This is a genomic window from Pandoraea sp. 64-18, assembly GCF_001899225.1.
GTDB lineage: Bacteria > Pseudomonadota > Gammaproteobacteria > Burkholderiales > Burkholderiaceae > Pandoraea > Pandoraea cepalis.
Map to the genome: position 1 here is coordinate 115093 of NZ_MKVU01000007.1, position 20270 is coordinate 135362.

The window sequence follows — 20270 nt, forward strand, 5'->3', positions numbered from 1 at the left end:
TCTTTCCGGAGCCAGTCGTCGGCCGCTTTCCTTGCTACTACGTTCCCTTCAAAACCGTGCAATACCGTTCGATGGCGCGTCTCACCCCCGCCGGCGCGGCGGTGCCGACACCGTGCCGCCGCGACGAATCTCGTGCGGCAGAATCAGCGCATGGCTGAGTGAGGCGTCGTGCGAGGGCGTCGCGCCGACGCGCGCGTCGATCTGGGCGAGCAAACGTTGCGCCGCGTGACGGCCGATGTCCACACTCGGTTGTACGACAGTCGCCAGCGTCGGCGAAAGCAGCTCGCCCACCCCCAGCCCGTCGAAGCCCAGCACCGACATATCGTCGGGCACTCGCAGCCCCGCCTCGCGCAGGGCGCGCATCACGCCAAGGGCGAGCAGATCGTTGGAGCAAAAAAGTGCCGTGGGACGCGCGCCGTCGCGCTCGCGCTGCGCCAGCCATTCGCGCACCCGCTCGCCACGGGCCCCGCTGTTGAAGTCGATCTCAAAGGCCGGCCGCGGCGTCAGCCCAGCGGCCTGCATGGCATCGCCGTAGCCGAGATAGCGGCGCTTGGCGCGGTCGGAAGCATGCAACGCGCCCGTCACCATCACGATGTCGCGATGACCCGCCTCGATCAGCATGGCCACCCCCTGCGCGGCAGCGGTCCGATTGTCCACGGAGACGCATGGACGCTCCGGCGCATCGTTATAGACGAGTTGGCACGCCACGCCCTCCGCCGCGATATCGTCGAGCAGCGCGCTGTGCTCGGCGTCGGCCAGCGTCAGCAGCAGGCCATCAACGCGCTGTTGCAGCAAGGTCTCGATGGCGTTGCGCTCGCGCTCCGGGTCGTATTGGGTGGTAACGAGCAACAACCGTCGGCCCGTGCCGTCAATGGCGGCTTCAATGCCTTCCAGGCAATCGGCAAAGACCGGGTTGCCCAGCGTGGGCAGCATCACGCCGATCAGTCCGGTGCGCTCGCCGCGCAACTGACGGCCAAGTGCATTGGGACGGAATTTGAGCTCGGCGGCGGCCGCCTGCACGCGCGCCAGTGTCTCGGGACGCACCAACCGAGGTGAATTGAGCGCGCGCGACACCGTCGCAATCGAACACCCCGCGCGCTGCGCCACGTCCCGGATATCTGCCACGCTCGTCTCCCTTGTGTCGTACCGTCGATACTTGCCGTTGACGGATTTTTTGCAAATGTAAACGTTTACGAAAACGTTTTCACTTCGGGATTCTATGGAGACAATGTGATGGATTCATGACATCGCCCAAAAAATGACAAGGAACGACAACGGGCAGACACCGCCGGCAATTCGCCCGTCCAGCCCTGGCTCGCATTGCCCGGCGTGGTCGACATGAGCAGCGGCACGCCGGCCCCCGGGATGCCGCCTATACTGAAATTCCCCAGCCCGAAGGGGCATGACGGCACCCTCTCCCTCCACGACCGGGATCGGCCATGAACGACTATCACTTCCTCACCTTGTGGCGGCTCACCGCGCCGCTGGACGAAGTCTGGGACGCGATTCGCGACGTCGACCACTGGGCACGGTGGTGGCCGTGCGTGCGCGACGTGCGCACGCTTGATCCGGGCGACGCGCAAGGCGTGGGCGCGGTGCGTGTGCTGACCTGGCACGGTGCGCTGCCCTACTCGCTCACCATCGAGACGCGCGTCACGCACGTCGACCCGATGCGCGAGGTGCGCAGTGTCGCGTCAGGCGAGCTGGAGGGCACCGGCGTGTGGCGCTTCGACACGGAAGGGCCGATCACGGCGGTGCGCTATGCCTGGGACGTGCATACGGAGCGCGCCTGGATGAACAAGCTCGCGCCCATTGCCCGTCCGCTGTTCCGCTGGAATCACAACTACGTCATGCGACGTGGCGGCGAAGGTCTCGCGGCATTGCTCAACGCCCATCTGGTCGAGTGCCTCGACACCGACCTGCCGCCCGCCGCCATCGGCGAAGCGCGCGAGGCGCGTGACCTGCGCGAGGCGCGCGCACGGATGAGCCACGACGCGCACCACTGAGCCTGGCTGCTGTTCCCCGCTGCCCCCTTTCTGTTCCCTGTTGCCCCTTGCTATTCCAATCAGGAATAGACGCCACGATAGTTTTCATTATTTTTTATATAGCCAGATGCCTAGACTGGAGGGCATCCGGCGGTTGTGCCCTGGCGTTCGCGCCCTCGCCACCCCGCAAAACACCCTGCTCCAGGAGACCTCGTGAGCCTTGCGACTCCGCCGCTGCTGCGGCACTACGTAGATGGCGCGTTCATTGCCACCGATCGCCAGTTCGATAATGTCAGCCCTGTCGACGGGCGGCTCGTCGCGAAGGTTTGCGAAGCCGACGCCGCTACCGTCGATCGCGCCGTGCGCGCCGCGCGCCGTGCCCTGCACGACGGGCCGTGGGGCAACACCACGCCCGCCGAGCGCGCCGCGGTGCTGCATCGGATCGCCGACGGCATCCAGGCGCGCTTCGACGATTTCGTCGCGGCCGAAGTGGCCGACACGGGCCGCCCCGTCGAACAGGCCCGCACCCTCGACATCGCACGCGGCATCGCCAACTTCCGCATGTTCGCCGATCTCGTCCAGACGGCCGGCACCGAGATGTACGACATGCGCGCCGCCGACGGGGGCGACGTCATGAGCTACGTCACGCGCAAACCGCTCGGGGTCATCGGCATCATCTCGCCGTGGAACCTGCCGCTGCTGCTCTTCACATGGAAGGTGGCCCCCGCGCTGGCGATGGGCAACTGCGTGGTCGCCAAGCCGTCGGAAGAAACGCCCTCTTCCGCCACCCTGCTCGCCGAGGTGATGGACGCCGCCGGCGTGCCGCCCGGGGTCTTCAACCTCGTGCACGGCTTCGGCCCGGACTCGGCCGGCGAACACCTGACGAAACACCCGGACGTAGCGGCGATCACCTTTACCGGCGAGTCGCGGACCGGCAGCGCGATCATGAAGGCCGTGGCCGACGGCGTGAAGGAAATCTCGTTCGAACTGGGCGGCAAGAACGCCGCTGTCGTGTTCGCGGACGCCGACTTCGAGCGCGCGCTCGATGGCGTGGTTCGCTCGTCGTTCACCAACGCGGGTCAGGTGTGCCTGTGTTCGGAGCGCGTCTATGTCGAGCGACCGATCTTCGACCGTTTCGTCGCCGCGCTGGCCGAGCGTGCCGCCGCGTTGCGCATCGACGCGCCCGACGCCATCGGCGTGCAGATGGGTCCGCTCGTGTCTCGCAAACATCGAGAGAAGGTGCTCGCTTACTATCGTCTGGCGGTGGAAGAAGGCGCGACGGTCGTGACCGGCGGCGGCGTGCCCGCCTTCGGCGATGCCCGCGACGACGGCGCCTTCGTCCAGCCCACGGTCTGGACCGGCCTGCCCGATACGGCACGCTGTGTCCGCGAGGAGATCTTCGGCCCCGTGTGCCACGTCGCCCCGTTCGATCGCGAGGACGAAGTGATTCGCCGCGTCAACGACAGCGAGTACGGACTTGCCGGTTGCGTATGGACAACGAACCTGTCGCGCGCGCATCGCGTGGCGCGTCAGTTCCAGACGGGGCTCGTGTGGGTGAACACCTGGTTCCTGCGAGACCTGCGCACGCCGTTCGGCGGCGTGAAGCGCTCGGGACTGGGCCGCGAAGGCGGACGCCACTCGCTCGACTTCTATTCCGAAATCACCAACATCTGCATCAAACTGTGAGGCGACGGTGCGGGGGTATCGATGGGGGTCGAGCCCCCCGCACCCGTGCGCCGTCCCAAGAACAAGGCACAACGGAGACTGACGACACATGAGCGCATCGCAAGACACGCAGGCCCGCGTGGTGGCCGGCAAGGCCAAGCCGCGCGGCAAGTTCCCGCACATCAAGCGCGCCGGCGACTTTCTGTTCGTCTCGGGCACCAGTTCGCGCCGCCCGGACAACACCTACGCCGGTGCGCAGGTCGATGCGCTGGGCGTGACGCAGCTCGACATTCGTGAGCAGACGCGCGCCGTCATTGAAAACATTCGCGACATTCTCGCCAGCGAAGGCGCCACCCTCGCCGACGTGGTCGAAGTCGGCGCGTTCCTCGTGAACATGAACGACTTCGGCGGCTACAACGCGGTGTACGGCGAGTATTTCGACGAGAGCGGGCCGACGCGCACCACGGTGGCCGTCCACCAGTTGCCGCATCCGTTGCTGCTTATCGAAATCAAGTGCGTGGCCTACGCGCCGCGTTCGCGCTGAAGCACCCCGAGACTCCACCTGACGCCGCATGACCTGGGAGACAGCATGTTGACGTATGGCAAGCCCTTCAATTTCCAGCGCTGGATCGACGATCACGCGTCACTGCTCAAGCCGCCCGTCGGCAATCAGCAGGTCTGGCAGGACAGCGATTTCATCGTGACGGTGGTGGGCGGACCGAACCATCGCACCGACTATCACGACGACCCGCTCGAGGAGTTTTTCTATCAGTTCAAGGGCAACGCGTGGGTCAATCTGTGGATCGACGGCCGCCCGGAGCGCATCGACCTCAAGGAGGGCGACATCTTCCTGCTGCCGCCGCATGTGCGCCACTCGCCGCAGCGGCCCGAAGCGGGAAGCCTGTGCCTGGTGATCGAACGCCAGCGCCCGCCCGGCCTGCTCGACGGCTTCGAGTGGTACTGCCTCCAATGCGGCACGCTGGTTCACCGTGTGGAAGTGCAGCTCAAGAGCATTGTGACCGACCTGCCGCCGCTGTTCGAAACGTTCTACGGCACCGAATCGCTGCGCCGCTGCCCGAGTTGCGGCGAGATCCACCCGGGCCGCGCCGCGCAACCCACGACTACGGCACCGGCGTCGGCCTGATTCGCGACGCCGCGCCCAGCCCCTTACCCGTTACGTCATGAAGAAAATCGACATGCACGCCCACTTCTTCCCGCGCATCACGCGGGACGAGGCGGCCCGCCTTGACCCCGCTACCGCGCCGTGGCTGCGCATCGACGACGGCGGCGAGACCGGCAACATCATGATCGACGACCGCGCCTTCCGACCGGTCTACCGCGCGCTGTGGGACCCCGCGCTGCGCGTCGAAGAACTCGACCGTCACGGCATCGACCTGCAAGTGGTCTGTGCCACGCCGATCATGTTCGGCTATCGCTACGACGGGCACGCAGTCATTGACTGGGTGCAGCGCATGAACGATCTGGCGCTCGAGCACTGTGCCTACGCGCCGTCGCGCCTGAAGGCGATGGCGCAAGTACCGCTGCAGAACCTCGATCTGGCCTGCGCGGAAGCCTCGCGCGCCAAGGCGAGCGGCCACGTCGGCGTGCAGATCGGCAACCATCTCGGCGACAAGGACCTGGACGACGAACAGCTCGTGGCCTTCTTGCGGCACTGCGGCAACGAACACATCCCCGTGCTCGTGCATCCGTGGGACATGATGACCGACGGCCGCATGAAGCGATGGATGATGCCGTGGCTCGTCGCCATGCCTGCCGAGACGCAGCTCTCGATCCTCTCGCTGATCCTCTCGGGCGCGTTCGAGCGTCTGCCCCGCTCGCTCAAGCTGTGCTTCGCTCACGGCGGCGGCGCGTTCCCGTATCTGCTGGGCCGTGCCGAGAATGCCTGGCATTGCCGCGACATCGTGCGTGCCGACAGCCCGCATCCGCCGTCCCATTATCTGGATCGTTTCTACGTGGACAGCGCCGTGTTCGACCCGCGCGCCTTGCGCCTGCTGGTCGACACCCTGGGCTCGGAACGCATCATGCTGGGCTCGGATCATCCGTTCCCGCTCGGCGAGCAGGACATCGGCCGCCTGGTGGCCGAGCAGCCCGATCTGGACGACGTGGCTCGCCACCGCATTCTGGCCGCGAACGCCCGCGAGTTCTTCGGCCTGTAACTGGTGCTTTCCCGAGGTGTTTTTGAAATCGCTTGCCTACGTAAAAGGCGTCGTTTACGCTGGGCACTTAAATATTTGATGCTTAAACAATTTAGGTAGTCTGACGCGCCTGGCCTGCGATGACCGACGTGAAGAAGCGGTCAAGTCTCCCGGCGCGAGTCCTCTGCGGAAAGTGTTTGCCTGTTTTGGAACTAAGTTTGGAGACCATGATGACGGGAACGAAGACCACGCAACGCAAAGCCATCGCCGTGCTCGGCGCCCTTGCCGCCGGCGCGGCGATATTCGCCTCGAGCGGCGCGCACGCCCAGGTGAAAATCGGCTTCATCGGCACGCTCTCCGGCCCGGGCGGCGCGCTCGGCCAGGATCAGTACGACGCCTTCATGCTCGCCATCGAGCAAAAGGGCGGCAAACTGGGCGGCGTGCCGGTGCAGGTGATCAAGGAAGACGACCAGCTCAAGCCCGACGTCGGCGTGCAGGCCGCGCAGAAGCTGGTGGAGCGCGACAAGGTGTCGCTCATCACCGGCGTGACGTTCTCGAACGTCATGATGGCCATTCACAAGACCGTGACGAATGCGGGCGTGGTCATGGTCGGCTCGAATGCCGGGCCGACCCCGATTGCCGGCGCGCAATGCTCGCCGAACTTCTTCTCGACGTCGTGGGATAACGACGAACTGCACGAGGCCGGTGGCCAGCTCTCGAGCGACCTGGGCTACAAGAAGATGTACGTGATGGCCCCGAACTATCAGGCCGGACGCGACGCCGTGAACGGCTTCAAGCGCGACTACAAGGGCCAGATCGTCGACGAGGTGTACACACAGGTCAACCAGCCCGACTACTCGGCCGAAATCGCCCAGTTGCAGGCCGCCAAGCCCGACGCCGTCTATGTGTTCTATCCAGGCGGCATGGGTGTGAACTTCGTCAAGCAATACCGTCAGGCCGGGCTGCTCGGCAAGATTCCGCTGATCTCCGTGTCGACCATCGACGGCTCGACCCTGCCCGCGCTCAAGGAACTGGCGGTCGGCGCCATCACCAGCGCCCCGTACTCGCCCGATCTCGACAACGCGCAGAACAAGCAGTTCGTGGCGGCCTTCCAGAAGAAATACAACCGCGTGCCGTCGATGTATGCCGCGCAGTCCTACGACGCCGCCAACCTGATCGACTCGGCCCTCACGAAGACCAAGGGCAACGTGGCGGATCGCGAAGCGTTGCGCGCCGCACTCAAGGCGGCCGATTTCTCGTCGGTGCGCGGGCCGTTCAAGTTCGCCAGCAACCAGTTCCCCGTGGCGCAGTTCTACCGCGTGGATGTCGTGAAGGACGCCAACGGCGCCCGGTTCGCGACCAAGGGGCAGATTCAGATCAAGACGCGCGCCGACCTGGCCGCGCAGTGCAAGATCAAGTCGTAAGGCGACGGGCGGGCATCGCCGGCGTGCGGTTCGACGCGGACGATGCCCGCCGTTGCCGACGCGCCGCCCGGCCGTCCCGGGCGGGCGCGATACCACGCGATAGGCCGGCGGCACTGCAGGTGCACGACCCGAGCCGTACCTGAGCACGATCGAGGGTTTATGAAGCGCTACCGCAATTTCGACGAGGCCGAGCTGGACGTTCAGTACAACGCTCGCGCCACCACGCCCAACGTTCTCGACATCCTGACGCAGTACGCCACCGAGAGCGCGCACGCCCGCGCGACCACGCCCTGCGTCCTCGATGTCGCCTACGGCGATCACCCCGACGAGACGCTCGACATCTTCCCGTCACCGGTCCCCGACGCCCCCGTCTTCTTCTTTGTTCACGGTGGCTACTGGCGCGCGCTCGGCAAGGACGATTCGAGCAACATGGCGCCCGCCTTCACACGCGCCGGCGCGACGGTCGTCACGATCAACTATTCGCTTGCGCCCGGCGCCTCGCTTGATACCATCGTCGACCAGACGCGCCGTGCATTGGCCTGGGTGCACCGGCACATTGGCGAACACCACGGCGACGCCCGCCGCATCCACGTGTGCGGCAGCTCGGCCGGTGGCCACCTCGTGGGCATGCTGCTCGCTCAGGGTTGGCACGCCGATTACGGCGTGCCCCACGACGTCGTCGCCGGCGCCGCCCCGCTCTCCGGCCTGTTCGATCTCACGCCGATTCCGTTCACGCACATCAACGACTGGATGAAGCTGTCCGCCGACGACGCGCATCGCAACAGCCCCCACTTCCATCTGCCCGCGCACGGCTGCCCGATCGTGGTGTCCTACGGCGAGAGCGAGACGGCGGAATTCAAGCGCCAGAGCGAGGACTATCTCGCGGCATGGCGCGCCCGTGGCTTCGCAGGTGATTATGTCCCGATGCCCGGCACCAATCACTTCGATATCGTGCTCACGCTCAACGACACCGCCAGTCCGCTCACGCAAGCCATCTTTCGCCTGATGGGGCTACCCCGGGAGGCCGCATGAGTCTGACGCTTTTCGTCATGCAGTGCCTGAACGGGCTGCAACTCGGGGTGCTGTTGTTCCTGATGGCGGCCGGGCTCACGCTGGTGTTCGGCATCATGAACTTCGTCAACCTCGCACACGGTTCGCTCTATATGATCGGGGCGTTCATCGCCGCCACCGTGTACAACCATACGGGATCGTTCGCGCTCGCCGCGATCGCCATCGTTCCCGCAATGCTCGTGATCGGCCTGATCGTCGAATTCGTCGCGCTCAAGACGCTGTACGACCGCGATCACCTCGATCAGGTGCTGGCCACCTTCGGTCTGATCCTGTTCTTCAACGAGCTCGCGCGCATGATCTGGGGGCCGTCGCCGTATTACATGGAAGTGCCCGACTGGCTCGCCGGCACGGTGGATCTGTTCGGCCTCGCGTATCCGGCGTATCGCTTCCTGATCATCGTGGTGGGGCTGGCCGTGGCGCTGGGCTGCTATCTGCTGATTCACCGCACGCGCATCGGCATGCTGATCCGCGCCGGGTCGACCCATCGCCAGATGGTCGGCGCGCTCGGCGTGAACATCGTGCTGCTCAACTCGCTGCTGTTCGGACTGGGCGCGATTCTCGCCGGGATCGCCGGGCTCATGGCCGGCCCCATCCTGTCGGTGCAGCCGGGCATGGGCGAGCCGATTCTGATCCTGACGATGGTCGTGATCGTGATCGGCGGCATCGGCTCGGTGCGCGGGGCATTTCTCGCGGCGCTGATCGTCGGCGTGGTCGACACCGTGGGACGCACTGCCCTGCCCACGCTGCTGCGCAGCCTCATGGAGCGCAGCACCGCCGACACCGCCGGGCCCGCGCTCGCTTCGATGCTCATCTACCTTGTCATGGCCGCCGTGCTTGCTGTGCGTCCGCAAGGTCTCTTCCCGGTCAAACACGGTTGACGATGGAAATGAAACTCAATCTTCGCACCGCCGTGCCGCTGCTGTTGCTCGCCGTGCTGGCGTTGGTGCCCCTCTACGCGACGTTTGCCCAGCAACCGTTCTATCTCACCCTGTTCGGGCGCATTGTGGTGTTCGCCATCGCGGCCGTCTCGCTCGATCTGATTCTCGGCTACGGCGGCATGGTGAGTTTCGGCCACGCGCTGTATCTCGGGCTGGGCGCGTATGTCGTCGGCATTCTCAGCTATCACGGCATCGACAACGGCTTCCTGCATCTCGGGGCGACGCTGCTGCTGTGTGCCGTCGTCGGCGCCGTCACCGGTCTGCTCTCGCTGCGCACGACCGGCATCGCCTTCATCATGATTACGCTGGCGTTCGCCCAGATGTTCTACTTCCTCGCCGTCGGCCTGAGGCAATACGGCGGCGACGACGGCCTGCCGGTCACCGCCGGCAGCCGCTTCGGCAGCATGACGCTCGACGACCCCGCCACGCTGTATTACGTGGCGTTCGCCGTGCTGTGCCTGTGCGTATGGGCCGGTCGCCGGCTGGTCGATGCGCGCTTCGGCATGGTCATTCGCGGTGCGCGCCAAAACGATCGCCGCATGCGCGCGCTCGGCTATCCGACACTGCGCTACAAGCTGGTGGCCTACATCATCAGCGCCATGACCTGCGGCGTGGCGGGCATGCTCTACGCCAACCTCACGCATTTCGTCTCGCCCGCTTACATGGCGTGGACGGCGTCGGGCGAGTTGATCGTGATGGTCGTCCTCGGCGGGCTGGGATCGTTCTTCGGGCCGGTACTGGGCAGCGCCGCCATGCTGCTGATCGAGGAATGGCTCAAGGGCATGACGGAGCACTGGATGATTATCTTCGGGCCGCTCATCGTCGTGGCGGTGCTGGTGTCGCGACGCGGCCTGTATGGCCTGCTCGGCGACCTGCAGGTGCGGCTCGCCCGGCGCGCCCGTACCGTGGAGGGCAAGGCATGACCCTGCTTCAAGTCGACCAACTGGTCAAACGCTACGGCGGGCTGATCGCCACCGATCACTTTTGCCTGGATGTCGCGCCGGGGGAGCTGCACGCCATCATCGGCCCGAACGGCGCCGGCAAGAGCACGCTCATCGGCCAACTGGCCGGCGAGCTTCGCGCCGACGAAGGCAGCATCCATTTCGACGGACACGACATCACGGCCATGCCGATCGAGCAGCGCGCCCGCTCGGGGCTCGCGCGCTCGTACCAGATCACGTCGGTGTTTCGAGAATTCACCGCGCTGGAGAACGTGCTCGTGGCCGTGCAGGCGATGCAAGGCCATAGCTTCGGCTTCTGGCGGCCAGCCATTCGCGAAGCGGCGCTCGTCGAGCCGGCGCGCGAGATCCTGGCGCGCACCGGACTGGCCGCGCGCATGCACGTGCCCGCCAGCGCGCTTGCCCACGGCGAACATCGTCAGCTCGAACTGGCCATGGCGCTCGCGGGACGCCCGAAACTGCTGCTGCTCGACGAGCCGATGGCCGGCATGTCGCAGGCCGAGTCCGAACAGATGACACATCTGCTCGCCGATCTCAAGGGCGATTACGCCATCGTGCTGGTGGAGCACGACATGGACGCGGTCTTCGCCCTGGCCGACCGCATCACCGTGCTCGTCTACGGGCGCGCCATCGCTTGCGGCAACGCCGACACGATCCGCAACGACGCGGGCGTGCGCGAAGCCTATCTCGGGGATGACACCCGCAACGAAATGCTGGGAGCGACCGCATGAGCCCCTTGTTGTCTTTGTCTGGCGTCGAGTCGTACTACGGCGCGAGTCAGGCGCTGTTCGGCATGCAACTCGACATCGAGCGGGGGGCGTTCGTCACGCTGCTCGGCCGCAACGGCATGGGCAAGTCGACCACGGTCAAGTCGATGACAGGCCTCATGCGCCCTGCCCGTGGCGAAATCGTGTTCGACGGACAGCCGGTGCACACCAGCCCGTCGCACCGTATCGCGCGCGCGGGCATGGGGCTCGTGCCGGAGGGACGCCAGATTTTCCCCACGCTGACAGTGCGCGAGAACCTCGTGGCCACCGCCAGCAATCGTCATGGTGCGCGCTCGCCGTGGACACTGGAGCGCATCTACGCCCTGTTTCCGCGGCTGCGCGAACGCGAGAAAAACCTCGGCAGCAACCTGTCCGGCGGCGAGCAGCAGATGCTCGCGATCGGCCGCGCGCTGATGACGAATCCGAAATTACTCATTCTCGACGAAGCGACGGAGGGGCTGGCACCGCTCATTCGGGGTGAAATCTGGCAGTGCCTGAAGCAACTCAAAGGCAGCGGTCTGTCGATCCTGTGCATCGACAAGAACCTTGCACCGATGCTCGAACTCGGCGATCGCCACTACATCGTCGACAAAGGCCGTGTAGCTTGGCAAGGCGACTCGCCAAGCCTGCGTCGCGCGTTGCCGGAATTACAGGCGTATCTGGGCGTTTGAGGCACGCGCCACGCTGCGTACCGCACCGTTTTGCGTACACTCTACGGCACCTCGTTTCGGCGGGGTGCTTGGTCCTCGATGGGTGTCATACGCGAAAATCCGGAGTGTTTTGTGAAAGCACCCAGTAGAACTCTGTGGTGCAATCGGTTCCGCTTGATTGACTTCGCAAGCGTGCTTATCCCTTCACTTAACACCGACACCCGGGTAGGACTATGGCTTACTCCAATACGCCTTCGAATCCCTTCCGCTGGCTGCTCTCTCAGGACACCGGTGCGCCACCGCCTGCCGAACCGGCGCACGTCAAGAACGGCCTGCCTGCGGATCTTCCGCTCAATATCAAGGAGCTGCCGCGCACACCGCTTCCGAAACTTGAAGTTTTTCCCGACGAATTGCTCGCCCTGCGCAAGCATCTCGGCATGTCGCGTAACGTCTTCGCGCACTACTTGCGTACGAATCCGCGCACGCTGGAGAACTGGGAGCAGGGTCGCGCGCGCCCCAATGCCCAGGCCGCCTGCCTCATTCGGCTCGTGCAACAGAACCCCGGGCTAGTCTCGTCGCTCGCACGTCTCTGACCCGCATTCGCACGATCGTCATCGCATCCGTGGTGGCTTCGCTGCAGGGTTTCGCAAGTGTCGCGATTGCGTTCACGCCATTCGCCGCGTCGGCAGTTCGCGTTACCGTTGGGGCGCGTGGGCAGGTTCATGCGCCGGCCCATCGCAAAGGGCGGCACGCCGATGCACCGGCATGCCGCCCTTCGTTTTGGCGACATCGGCAGGAAGGCGCTACGGCCTGAGGCCGCACGCTTCGCGAAGGCAGGCGACGAAGCGCTCACAAGCCGGGCTCGGCGGCCTGTCGGCACGCAGCGAATACCCCACATCGCCGAAGCTGCCGGGCATGGTATCGGCCAGCACCCGCAGCAATCCCGATTCCACGAACGGCGTGGCCGCCACACGCGGCATCAGCGCTACTCGCGGGGTCTCCAGCATCAAGCCGATGTTGGTCAGCACCGAGAGCGACTCGACGACGTCCTCGGGCAATGCCAGCCCCGCATCGTGGAAGAGCCGCTCGGCAGCGAGCCGCGACGGCGATTCCGGCACCGGCAGAATCCACGCCCCTTCACGCAACTGCGCAAGCGGCACGCGCGCCGGCCCCTGTGGCCAGTGACGCGCCCCACCGACTACGCTGAGCGATTCGTTGAAGAGCACTTCGTGCGTCAGGGCGAAGGCGTTCGCGACAGGCAATGCCCGCTCGGGCAGACGGCCCACGACAATATCCAGATCGCCGCTGGCCAGCGCGGGGAAGAGTTGCGCGGTCGTCGCTTCACGCACTGTGACCAGTACGCCCGGGGTCCGCGACTTGAGCATCGCAATCGTGCGCGGGAGAAGATCCGCGGCGGCCGAGATGAGCGTACCGACGATGACGTGTCCACTGGTACCTGCGCTGAACGCATTCACTTCGTCCGTGAGGTAGCGCAGCTCGGCCATCAGCGATTTCACGCGATGCCCGAGCAGTTCGCCCAGTTCCGTAGGCTGCATGCCGCGATTACTGCGTACGAAGAGCGGTCCTTCGAAACACGATTCCAGCTCGTGCACGATCTTGCTCACGGCCGGTTGTGTGAGACCGGTTTCGTTGGCGGCGCGCACGAGCGAGCCCGTCTCGAGCACGCGATCGAACACCTGAAGCTGGTGGAACTTGAGCTTTCGTCCGAGATTGAGGGAGGTCCAGGGCAGCGAGCGCATCGGCGTGCCGTTCAGGCCGCCGCCGCGGAGCCGGACGGTATCACCGCCCCCGCCCCCGGCACGCCCTGCGCCGCGGGCGCCACCGACGCAGCCGCGTCAGACTCGGCAGGTTCGCCCGGCAGGAATGCGACGACGTACTCCTCCAGCATCGCGGCGTCCGGCAGGGACGCCGGATTGACATGATGGTTGACGAGGCATCCGTCGAACGTCAGCACAAGCATATCCACCAGACGCGCACGTCGCACGCTATCGCGCGCAAGGCTCGGTGCGACTGCCGCCAGCATGCCCGACAGATGCTCGCGAAACCAGCGCAGCAGCGATGCGTCGTACGGATCGCCCGGGCGGACGGTGGCCAGCGCCTGCACCAGGTTGTGCGAAAAGCCGTTGTCGAGTCTCGGCATCTGGACCAGCAGGCCGTCGAGCAGGGTGCGCATGCGGGCATGGGCGCCGTGTGCCGCCATCACCTCGGCTTCGAGCAAGGTAATGCGCGCCTTGAACCAGGTTTCGTAGACGCAGAAGAAGACCTGCAACTTTGCGGTGAAGTAGCTGTAGATGTTCGCGTGGGAAATGCCGGCACGCTTTGCGATCTGCACCATGGTCGTTTCGACATAGCCCTTGTCGAGAAACAGGGCATGCGATGCTTCCAAAATGGCCAGACGAATGTCTTCTTTCTTGACTTGTGGCATGGATAAGCTTGCGCGGATAGGCCGAGCACCTCAATCGATTTGTCTCAACAATCGCTGAATTCAGTACCGAACTTCAGCGGGCACAGTATGCCAGCGCAAACGCAGCTTGCGGCGAAAACTAAGCGCAAATACTCCCCCGGACTTTCCCGATGGTTTCAACGCATTCAGCGCGATTTGCGATGACAGACATCGCGTAATACGCCGCGTAATCGCATACTCCGCGCATTCCGCACCTTCCGGCGTGAATGGCGGCTTTTAAAGCCGCCGGCCGAGACATTTCAAACTTGAACAATTTCGATGTCACGCTTTCGCCAGCTCCGCTTTACGACGACATCCGCCCGCGGCGTCGCACAAGCACAGGAACATGCGCGATGGTGCGTGCGCCAGCGTCGCTGGTGTCGCCCTCCGCATCGTCAGAACGTCCACAATTTATTTCGGACTGCATTTTATATACCGATCGCACAGAAAGCACCGTGGAGCTCACAGGTTCGCGACCGTCACGCCCGACCCAAGGGCTTTACAAAGTCTTACAAGATCGGGCGACCCAAATACCGCAACTTGCGTCAAACCTAAATCAATCAGCGCTGGCGACAGACGCCATGAATACGAATACCGCGCAATACCGCATTGGACTGCGCATCGACCGTAAATGGATCGTGTATCAAGCCTGCGCCGTCAGCGACCGCTGTTATTGAACGGCAGGCGATGCCTGCGATTGCCCGGGGCCCGACGCCCCCCTCTTTGAAGGAGTCATGCGTCATGAAAACTACACAACGATGGATCTCGCACCTCTCCCGTCTGTCACGCTCGGCCGGCCCGGTACTCGCAGGGGCCGCATTGATCGGCACGCTGGCCGGCTGCGGCGGCATGACGCCACGCGAATCGCGTAATACGGCAGTTGGCGCCGGCGTCGGCGCCCTGGGTGGCGCCCTCATCTCCGGCGGCGACCTGGGCACGACCGTGGGGGGCGCCGTCGTCGGCGGCGTGATCGGTAACGTCATCACGGACGACCGCCGTCGCCGTTGATACCGGTCTCCCCGTCATCGGGCGGCTCCCCTCTCGTCAGCGCATCGCATCGCGAGGCCGATACCGCCGTCACTGTTCAACGAATCAGGAGAAGCGCGGCATGACATCTCAACAGACACCGCATCAACGTACGCTTCGAACCCTCGCGACACGGCGTACGGCGCGCCGGACACTCGCCGTCATCACGCTTTGCGCCAGCGCCGCCGCCCTGTCGCTCGTCGCGCTGCCCGGCCATGCACAGACGCGGACGCCGATGAACGGCGTCGTGCCGACGACACCTTCGGCGCCCATGCCTGCGCCGTTACCGGGCCCGGACTACGGCGACGCGTCGGATCAGAACGCAGCGCTCGGGCTGTACCTGCAACGCTCGTTCGACGCCATCGACACCAATCGCGATGGCAAGATCGACCGCAATGAATGGTCGGCCTATCAGCACAGCCAGTTGCAGGCGCGTCGCGCCACGTTCGAGCGCTATTTCAAGGCGGCGGACAAGGATGGCGACGGTTATCTGAGCCGCGACGAAACGGCGGCCGCCGAGCCGTTCCTCGATCGGCATTTCGAGCTGATCGACGCCAATCGTGACGGCAAGCTCTCGCCCGCGGAGATTCGCGCTTACTTCCGCCGTTACTATCACGAGCGCGCGCAAGCCGACGCGGCAACCACGAAACCCTGAGCCCCTCGCTCGGTAGCGCAAAAAAATACGCCACGGCATGCCGTGGCGTATTCGCTTGCGCGTCATGCGTGCGGCGTGTCACCGCCGCGCACAACAGGCACGTATTACACGTGGAAGAACTCGGCAATGAGCGCAGCACCGAGGAACGTACCGGCGTTCGCGAGGAACGACACGACCACGATGCGCCAGCCCAGACGACGGAACGCCGGCACATCCTTGGCGACCGACAGACCGGCGTACGTCAGCATGGGCGTCACCAACGAGAGGAAGTTGATCTTCCCGGTGAACTGCTCGACGATCGGCGCGAACGGGAAAGCCGGCGACGTCAGGAACATCGCAATGAGCGACACCCAGCACACGGCGGGCACCTTGCGGCGCGTGACGTAGTACAGCGCCTCGCCCACGATCACGGCACCGATCATGATGACCATGCCCGGCACGCCGTCGAGGAACGGCGTCTTGAAGGCGATGGTGTTACCGACCAGCGCCAGCGCACCCGAGAACACCCAGGCGAACAAACGTGCACCGAAATTCATTTCGACGGTGTGCGCCGTGCTCGCTTCCTTGAGTTCCTTGGCGGCGTCGGCATCGGCCACCGCAGCGGCTTCGGCGTTGGCGCGACCGCGGCGGCTCATGCGGCCCAGCACCGGCTCCATCACGCGGTAGCCCCACACGGCGAGCGGCAGCGAGATGAACAGCGTGAAGTACGTGCCGATGGTCGTCGTGATCAGGTTCGATGCGGCGGCGAACGTGGCCACTTCCTTGGCGACTTCCGGCGTTTGCTGCGCGGCGATGGCGCCGGCGGCAGCGGCCATCATCGAACCCGAGCCCACGCCGGCGCCCATGGCGAGCGAGTGCGGGTGGAACAGATTCAGGCTGGCGATGAAGCCCGCGAACAGCGAGATGAACACTGCGCCGAACACCGTGCCCGTCAGGTACTCGGCCAGCACGCCACGGCCTTCCGGCGAATCGAAGCCATACTTTTCACCGATGATGGCCAGGCTCGGCTCACGACCGACCGAGAACGTCGCTCCGATGGCCTCGCGCTTGATGCCGAGCATCAGCGCGACCGGCAAGCCCAGGATGATCGTGCCCACGAAATGGCCAAACTCCTGGAACACGAGCGCCCAACCGGCGGCCACGAGTTTGGGCAGCGAGCCCCCCACGAGCAGCCCCAGCTTGGCCACGAAGAGCAGTAGCGCCGGTTGCAGAATGGCGGACGCCTTGTGTTGCATCGGCAGGTTGATCTGCGCAAAACGCGGCAGACGCGCTTGCGACAAACCCAACGCCGCGCCGAGCAGCAACGCCCAGACCATCGGCAGCAACACGATCTTGCCGTGCCCCGCATTGATGCTGATCGCCCCGATCAGCTCCGCGATGACGAGAATCACGATTGCCCAAATATATAGGCGCACACCATCGCTGAAGGCGCCCCCTTGCGGTTGGCCCGCGCTTTTTTCCATGACTGCCATCTGGGTCTCCCCTGCACATGCTATTGAACCGGTCCGGTGCCGTCCGGTGACCCGGAAGGTGTACGAACATTTCGGTGGTTAAGGAAATTCGGCACGCCATCCGTCCGGTCCCCAGACCGTCGGACTTCCCCATGACGCCTGACGGCTCGCCAGGTTGGCACACCTCGGTGACAACAACAGCGTTCCGCGCCGAACCACCCGAGGGCGGCATTATACGCGGCCAAAATGGCCGTTTCGGCCCCGAATCTCACGGGCTGAAACGGCTCCGTACCGAGCGGGGTCTCACGACCGTCGCCCCGATCCAGCGCGCCCCCGTCGACGCGACGCCCCCGACGACCGAACGCATGACGACACCCCTTCCCCCCGGATGGCCCTACGCTCGCCGCGGACCAGCATCAGACGTAGCCAAACGGCGTGGCGGGGTTCGCCGCGGTCTCGACCCACACGCTCTTCGTCTGCGTGTACTCATACAGCGCTTCCATGCCGCTGGAGCGACCGTAACCGCTATGGTGGTAGCCACCGAACGGCGACGCCACGTTGATCGTCTTGTAGCCGTTGATCCAGAACGTACCGGCATTGACCTGCGCCGCCACACGGTGCGCGCGCGCGACATCCTGCGTCCACACCGCTCCGGCCAGGCCGAACTCGCTGTCATTGGCGATCGCCAGCGCCTCTTCCTCCGTGTCGAAGGGAATCGCCACGACGACCGGGCCGAAGATTTCGGTACGCGCCACGCCCATCGTATTGTTCGCGTCGGCCAGCACCGTGGGGCGCACAAAGAAGCCGCCATCGCTGCGCTGCTGCGTACCGGCCGCCAACCGGGCGCCGCCCGCGACGCCCGCATCGATCATGTTCATGACGTGTTGGTACTGGGTACGGTTGCAGATCGGACCGACCTCGGTCGTGTCGTCGAGCGGCTCGCCCACGCGGATCTTCTCCGCGCCGCGCGCGAGCATGTCGACCATCTCGTCGTACACGCCACGCTGCACCAGCAAACGCGAGCCGGCCACACAGCTCTGGCCTGCGCTCGAGAAGATGGCGGCCTGAGCGCCGAGGCAGGCGCGCTTCAGGTCGGCATCGTTGAACACGATATTCGCGGACTTGCCACCCAGTTCCAGCACGCTCGGCAGCAGGCGCTGCGCGGCGGCCGCGGCGATCTTGCTGCCCGTGGCGGGCGAGCCGACGAACACCACTTTCTTGACGACCGGATGCGAGATCGCCGCCTGACCGGTGGTGTGACCGAAACCGGCGAGCACGTTGATGAGACCGCGCGGCACGCCCGCCTGCTCGGCCAGTTCGGCCACCGCCAGTGAGCTGGCCGGGGTCAGTTCCGACGGCTTGAGCAGCACGCCGTTGCCCATGGCGATAGCCGGGGCAAGTTGCCAGCCGCACGTAAAGACCGGGGCGTTCCACGGCGTGATCTGCAACACCACGCCCATCGCTTCGCGACGCGTGTAGTTCAGGTGCGTGCTCGGTACGGGGATGACATCACCATAGAACTTGTCGGTCCAGCCCGCGTAGTACTCGAACATCTCGGCGACCTTGGCGACTTCACCGCGGCAGTCGCGAATCGGCTTGCCCGCGCCAATCGATTCGAGTTGCGCGAGCGCTTCGGCGTTTTCGCGGATCTTGCTGCCGACGGCCTGCATCACACGACCGCGCGCCGCATGGGTCAGCGCCCACCAGGTTTTCTGCGCGGCTTGCGCGGCGTGGGCCGCCTGGGCCACGACGGCGGCACCGGCGTCGCGATACGACAATACCGTCTGGCCGGTGGCCGGGTTCACGATCTCGATGTTCGCGTCACCCGTGCCTTCGAGCAGTTCGCCATTCACGAACGAGCCGAGGGTGGTGGCCTTGGGGAAGAACTTTGCGAATGCGCCGAGCAAAGCGGCGGCTTGTGGGTCTGCCATGAGAACACTCCGTGCGACGCGCCGCATCGGGCGCATCGTTTCGTCAAACAACAATGGAAAATCAAACGACCCGGCGTAATGCCGGAGCGGGCTGACGCGCGATCACGCCCGGCCCGGCTCGATGAACTGCACGATGCGATTGAAGTCCTCGTCATCGCCTACCGTTGCCGCGCTTGCGGCCCACAGACGACCGACTTCGGCCGAGAGCGGTCCCGTGGCGAGCGTGCCCGTCTGCTCGGCGAGTGCCATCGCCAGACGCACGTCCTTGCGCATGAGCTTCATCGTGAAACCGGAGTCGAACGCGTTGTTGAGGATCCACGTCGGGTAGTTGGTCTGTGTCACGCCGCTGCGGCCCGAGCCGGCATTCAGCCCCTCCAGCACTTGCGCCGGCGCTACGCCGGCGGCTTCGGCCAGACGCATCGCTTCGCCCGCCACGACCAGATGCGCCGCGCACATCAGGTTGTTGATCAGCTTGGTCACGTGACCGGCGCCCACGTCGCCGATATGCACGCGCTTGGCGGACATGGCGGCGAGCACCGGTTCGATCCGCGCGATGTCCTCCACCGAACCGCCCAGCACCATCGTGAGCGCGCCGTTCAGGGCGCCCTTCGGGCCGCCGGAGACCGGTGCGTCGACCAGCGCGATACCCTTCTCGCGCAGCGTGGCAGCCAGTCCACGCGTGCTTGCCGGATCGGCCGTCGAGGTGTCGATGACGATCAGGCCCTTGCGACCGTTCGCGGCAATCCCATCGGCGCCATTCACCACGGCCTCGACGACCTGCGAGGTCGGCAGCGACAGCACGAGGGCGTCGGCTTCGCGGGCCAGTTCGGCCACCGACGCCCGCAGTCCGACGCCCGCGTCGGCCAAGGCGCGACCGGCGGCCGGCGACGGATCGAAGCCGAGCACCGTGAAACCGCCGCGCTGCAACGACAGCGCCATGCCGCGTCCCATGTTGCCCAGTCCGACCACTCCGATGATTTTCATGTTGACTCCAGATTGACTGCGAGGATGACGTCTCCCCCTTGGGCGACATCGCGTTGCTTCGTCGGCCGAACGTGCCGGCCAACGCTTGGACATTGATTGGCAGTGTGGGATGAAAAAAAACGACGCTCAATGACAACGCTTGAA

General features: G+C 65.2%; 21 protein-coding genes. 15 read left to right on the top strand and 6 right to left on the bottom strand.

Annotated features, from left to right (window positions below):
• Window positions 1–81 precede the first annotated feature (81 nt).
• Window positions 82–1125: a LacI family DNA-binding transcriptional regulator gene (locus BGP02_RS05935; RefSeq protein WP_017234225.1), complete on the bottom strand. Its 1044-nt coding sequence runs from the start codon at window positions 1123–1125 to the stop codon at window positions 82–84.
• 314 nt (window positions 1126–1439) lie between these two features.
• On the opposite strand from BGP02_RS05935, the gene BGP02_RS05940 reads away from it, so the two are divergent.
• The 12 genes from BGP02_RS05940 (at window position 1440) to BGP02_RS05995 (ending at window position 12208) form a co-directional block, all read left to right on the top strand.
• Complete coding sequence (locus BGP02_RS05940) at window positions 1440–2006, top strand: SRPBCC family protein (protein ID WP_261938187.1); 567 nt, start codon at window positions 1440–1442, stop codon at window positions 2004–2006.
• Window positions 2007–2198: 192 nt separating this feature from the next.
• A complete protein-coding gene (locus BGP02_RS05945) occupies window positions 2199–3671 on the top strand; it encodes a 2-hydroxymuconic semialdehyde dehydrogenase (RefSeq protein ID WP_286798208.1) in 1473 nt (490 codons plus the stop codon).
• Between the two features lie 88 nt (window positions 3672–3759).
• Complete coding sequence (locus BGP02_RS05950) at window positions 3760–4194, top strand: RidA family protein (protein WP_017234228.1); 435 nt, start codon at window positions 3760–3762, stop codon at window positions 4192–4194.
• 45 nt (window positions 4195–4239) lie between these two features.
• Window positions 4240–4794: a 3-hydroxyanthranilate 3,4-dioxygenase gene (locus BGP02_RS05955; protein WP_268566697.1), complete on the top strand. Its 555-nt coding sequence runs from the start codon at window positions 4240–4242 to the stop codon at window positions 4792–4794.
• 37 nt (window positions 4795–4831) lie between these two features.
• The gene (locus tag BGP02_RS05960) at window positions 4832–5827 is read left to right on the top strand and encodes an amidohydrolase family protein (RefSeq protein ID WP_017234230.1); all 996 of its coding nucleotides are present in this window, start codon (window positions 4832–4834) and stop codon (window positions 5825–5827) included.
• A gap of 209 nt (window positions 5828–6036) precedes the next feature.
• Window positions 6037–7230 carry an ABC transporter substrate-binding protein gene (locus BGP02_RS05965; protein WP_017234231.1) on the top strand — a complete coding sequence of 398 codons (1194 nt, stop codon included), beginning with the start codon at window positions 6037–6039 and terminating at the stop codon, window positions 7228–7230.
• Window positions 7231–7389: 159 nt separating this feature from the next.
• Complete coding sequence (locus BGP02_RS05970; protein ID WP_017234232.1) at window positions 7390–8262, top strand: alpha/beta hydrolase; 873 nt, start codon at window positions 7390–7392, stop codon at window positions 8260–8262.
• On the top strand, window positions 8259–9179 hold the full coding sequence (locus tag BGP02_RS05975; RefSeq protein ID WP_017234233.1) for a branched-chain amino acid ABC transporter permease: 921 nt from the start codon (window positions 8259–8261) through the stop codon (window positions 9177–9179). The genes BGP02_RS05970 and BGP02_RS05975 overlap by 4 nt, the downstream gene beginning before the upstream one ends.
• An 8-nt stretch (window positions 9180–9187) precedes the next feature.
• Window positions 9188–10162 carry a branched-chain amino acid ABC transporter permease gene (locus tag BGP02_RS05980; protein WP_017234234.1) on the top strand — a complete coding sequence of 325 codons (975 nt, stop codon included), beginning with the start codon at window positions 9188–9190 and terminating at the stop codon, window positions 10160–10162.
• Window positions 10159–10929, top strand: a complete 771-nt coding sequence (locus BGP02_RS05985; protein ID WP_017234235.1) for an ABC transporter ATP-binding protein — start codon at window positions 10159–10161, stop codon at window positions 10927–10929. The genes BGP02_RS05980 and BGP02_RS05985 overlap by 4 nt, the downstream gene beginning before the upstream one ends.
• Entirely contained in the window at window positions 10926–11636 is a 711-nt protein-coding gene (locus tag BGP02_RS05990) for an ABC transporter ATP-binding protein (protein ID WP_286798209.1), read from the top strand. The genes BGP02_RS05985 and BGP02_RS05990 overlap by 4 nt, the downstream gene beginning before the upstream one ends.
• A 212-nt stretch (window positions 11637–11848) precedes the next feature.
• Complete coding sequence (locus tag BGP02_RS05995) at window positions 11849–12208, top strand: helix-turn-helix domain-containing protein (protein ID WP_017234237.1); 360 nt, start codon at window positions 11849–11851, stop codon at window positions 12206–12208.
• 210 nt (window positions 12209–12418) lie between these two features.
• Here the strand turns inward: BGP02_RS05995 and BGP02_RS06000 are convergent, their stop codons facing one another.
• Window positions 12419–13375 (bottom strand): LysR substrate-binding domain-containing protein, encoded by a 957-nt coding sequence (locus BGP02_RS06000; RefSeq protein WP_017234238.1) that lies wholly within the window; start codon window positions 13373–13375, stop codon window positions 12419–12421.
• A gap of 11 nt (window positions 13376–13386) precedes the next feature.
• Window positions 13387–14061, bottom strand: a complete 675-nt coding sequence (locus BGP02_RS06005; RefSeq protein WP_261938183.1) for a TetR/AcrR family transcriptional regulator — start codon at window positions 14059–14061, stop codon at window positions 13387–13389.
• Window positions 14062–14345: 284 nt separating this feature from the next.
• Here BGP02_RS06005 and BGP02_RS06010 point away from each other — a divergent pair, with 284 nt between their 5' ends.
• The 3 genes from BGP02_RS06010 to BGP02_RS06020 all read left to right on the top strand — a co-directional run bounded on the left by BGP02_RS06010 (window position 14346) and on the right by BGP02_RS06020 (window position 15760).
• Window positions 14346–14756 carry a hypothetical protein gene (locus tag BGP02_RS06010; RefSeq protein ID WP_286798210.1) on the top strand — a complete coding sequence of 137 codons (411 nt, stop codon included), beginning with the start codon at window positions 14346–14348 and terminating at the stop codon, window positions 14754–14756.
• A gap of 64 nt (window positions 14757–14820) precedes the next feature.
• Window positions 14821–15087 carry a YMGG-like glycine zipper-containing protein gene (locus BGP02_RS06015; RefSeq protein ID WP_017234241.1) on the top strand — a complete coding sequence of 89 codons (267 nt, stop codon included), beginning with the start codon at window positions 14821–14823 and terminating at the stop codon, window positions 15085–15087.
• 100 nt (window positions 15088–15187) lie between these two features.
• A complete protein-coding gene (locus BGP02_RS06020) occupies window positions 15188–15760 on the top strand; it encodes an EF-hand domain-containing protein (RefSeq protein WP_017234242.1) in 573 nt (190 codons plus the stop codon).
• 104 nt (window positions 15761–15864) lie between these two features.
• Here BGP02_RS06020 and BGP02_RS06025 read toward each other — a convergent pair whose 3' ends face one another.
• The 3 genes from BGP02_RS06025 to BGP02_RS06035 all read right to left on the bottom strand — a co-directional run bounded on the left by BGP02_RS06025 (window position 15865) and on the right by BGP02_RS06035 (window position 20219).
• The gene (locus BGP02_RS06025; RefSeq protein WP_017234243.1) at window positions 15865–17232 is read right to left on the bottom strand and encodes a DUF3100 domain-containing protein; all 1368 of its coding nucleotides are present in this window, start codon (window positions 17230–17232) and stop codon (window positions 15865–15867) included.
• A gap of 395 nt (window positions 17233–17627) precedes the next feature.
• Window positions 17628–19142 (bottom strand): aldehyde dehydrogenase family protein, encoded by a 1515-nt coding sequence (locus BGP02_RS06030; RefSeq protein ID WP_017234244.1) that lies wholly within the window; start codon window positions 19140–19142, stop codon window positions 17628–17630.
• 102 nt (window positions 19143–19244) lie between these two features.
• Window positions 19245–20219 carry an NAD(P)-dependent oxidoreductase gene (locus BGP02_RS06035; protein WP_286798211.1) on the bottom strand — a complete coding sequence of 325 codons (975 nt, stop codon included), beginning with the start codon at window positions 20217–20219 and terminating at the stop codon, window positions 19245–19247.
• Window positions 20220–20270 lie beyond the last annotated feature (51 nt).

Bases quoted from the DNA above. Each gene is read 5' to 3' on its own strand.
- BGP02_RS05940 (WP_261938187.1), top strand. From the start codon at position 1,440: ATGAACGACTATCACTTCCTCACCTTGTGGCGGCTCACCGCGCCGCTG.
- BGP02_RS05950 (WP_017234228.1), top strand. From the start codon at position 3,760: ATGAGCGCATCGCAAGACACGCAGGCCCGCGTGGTGGCCGGCAAGGCC.
- BGP02_RS05955 (WP_268566697.1), top strand. From the start codon at position 4,240: ATGTTGACGTATGGCAAGCCCTTCAATTTCCAGCGCTGGATCGACGAT.
- BGP02_RS05960 (WP_017234230.1), top strand. From the start codon at position 4,832: ATGAAGAAAATCGACATGCACGCCCACTTCTTCCCGCGCATCACGCGG.
- BGP02_RS05965 (WP_017234231.1), top strand. From the start codon at position 6,037: ATGACGGGAACGAAGACCACGCAACGCAAAGCCATCGCCGTGCTCGGC.
- BGP02_RS05970 (WP_017234232.1), top strand. From the start codon at position 7,390: ATGAAGCGCTACCGCAATTTCGACGAGGCCGAGCTGGACGTTCAGTAC.
- BGP02_RS05975 (WP_017234233.1), top strand. From the start codon at position 8,259: ATGAGTCTGACGCTTTTCGTCATGCAGTGCCTGAACGGGCTGCAACTC.
- BGP02_RS05980 (WP_017234234.1), top strand. From the start codon at position 9,188: ATGAAACTCAATCTTCGCACCGCCGTGCCGCTGCTGTTGCTCGCCGTG.
- BGP02_RS05985 (WP_017234235.1), top strand. From the start codon at position 10,159: ATGACCCTGCTTCAAGTCGACCAACTGGTCAAACGCTACGGCGGGCTG.
- BGP02_RS05990 (WP_286798209.1), top strand. From the start codon at position 10,926: ATGAGCCCCTTGTTGTCTTTGTCTGGCGTCGAGTCGTACTACGGCGCG.
- BGP02_RS05995 (WP_017234237.1), top strand. From the start codon at position 11,849: ATGGCTTACTCCAATACGCCTTCGAATCCCTTCCGCTGGCTGCTCTCT.
- BGP02_RS06000 (WP_017234238.1), bottom strand. From the start codon at position 13,375: ATGCGCTCGCTGCCCTGGACCTCCCTCAATCTCGGACGAAAGCTCAAG.
- BGP02_RS06005 (WP_261938183.1), bottom strand. From the start codon at position 14,061: ATGCCACAAGTCAAGAAAGAAGACATTCGTCTGGCCATTTTGGAAGCA.
- BGP02_RS06015 (WP_017234241.1), top strand. From the start codon at position 14,821: ATGAAAACTACACAACGATGGATCTCGCACCTCTCCCGTCTGTCACGC.
- BGP02_RS06020 (WP_017234242.1), top strand. From the start codon at position 15,188: ATGACATCTCAACAGACACCGCATCAACGTACGCTTCGAACCCTCGCG.
- BGP02_RS06025 (WP_017234243.1), bottom strand. From the start codon at position 17,232: ATGGCAGTCATGGAAAAAAGCGCGGGCCAACCGCAAGGGGGCGCCTTC.
- BGP02_RS06030 (WP_017234244.1), bottom strand. From the start codon at position 19,142: ATGGCAGACCCACAAGCCGCCGCTTTGCTCGGCGCATTCGCAAAGTTC.
- BGP02_RS06035 (WP_286798211.1), bottom strand. From the start codon at position 20,219: ATGTCCAAGCGTTGGCCGGCACGTTCGGCCGACGAAGCAACGCGATGT.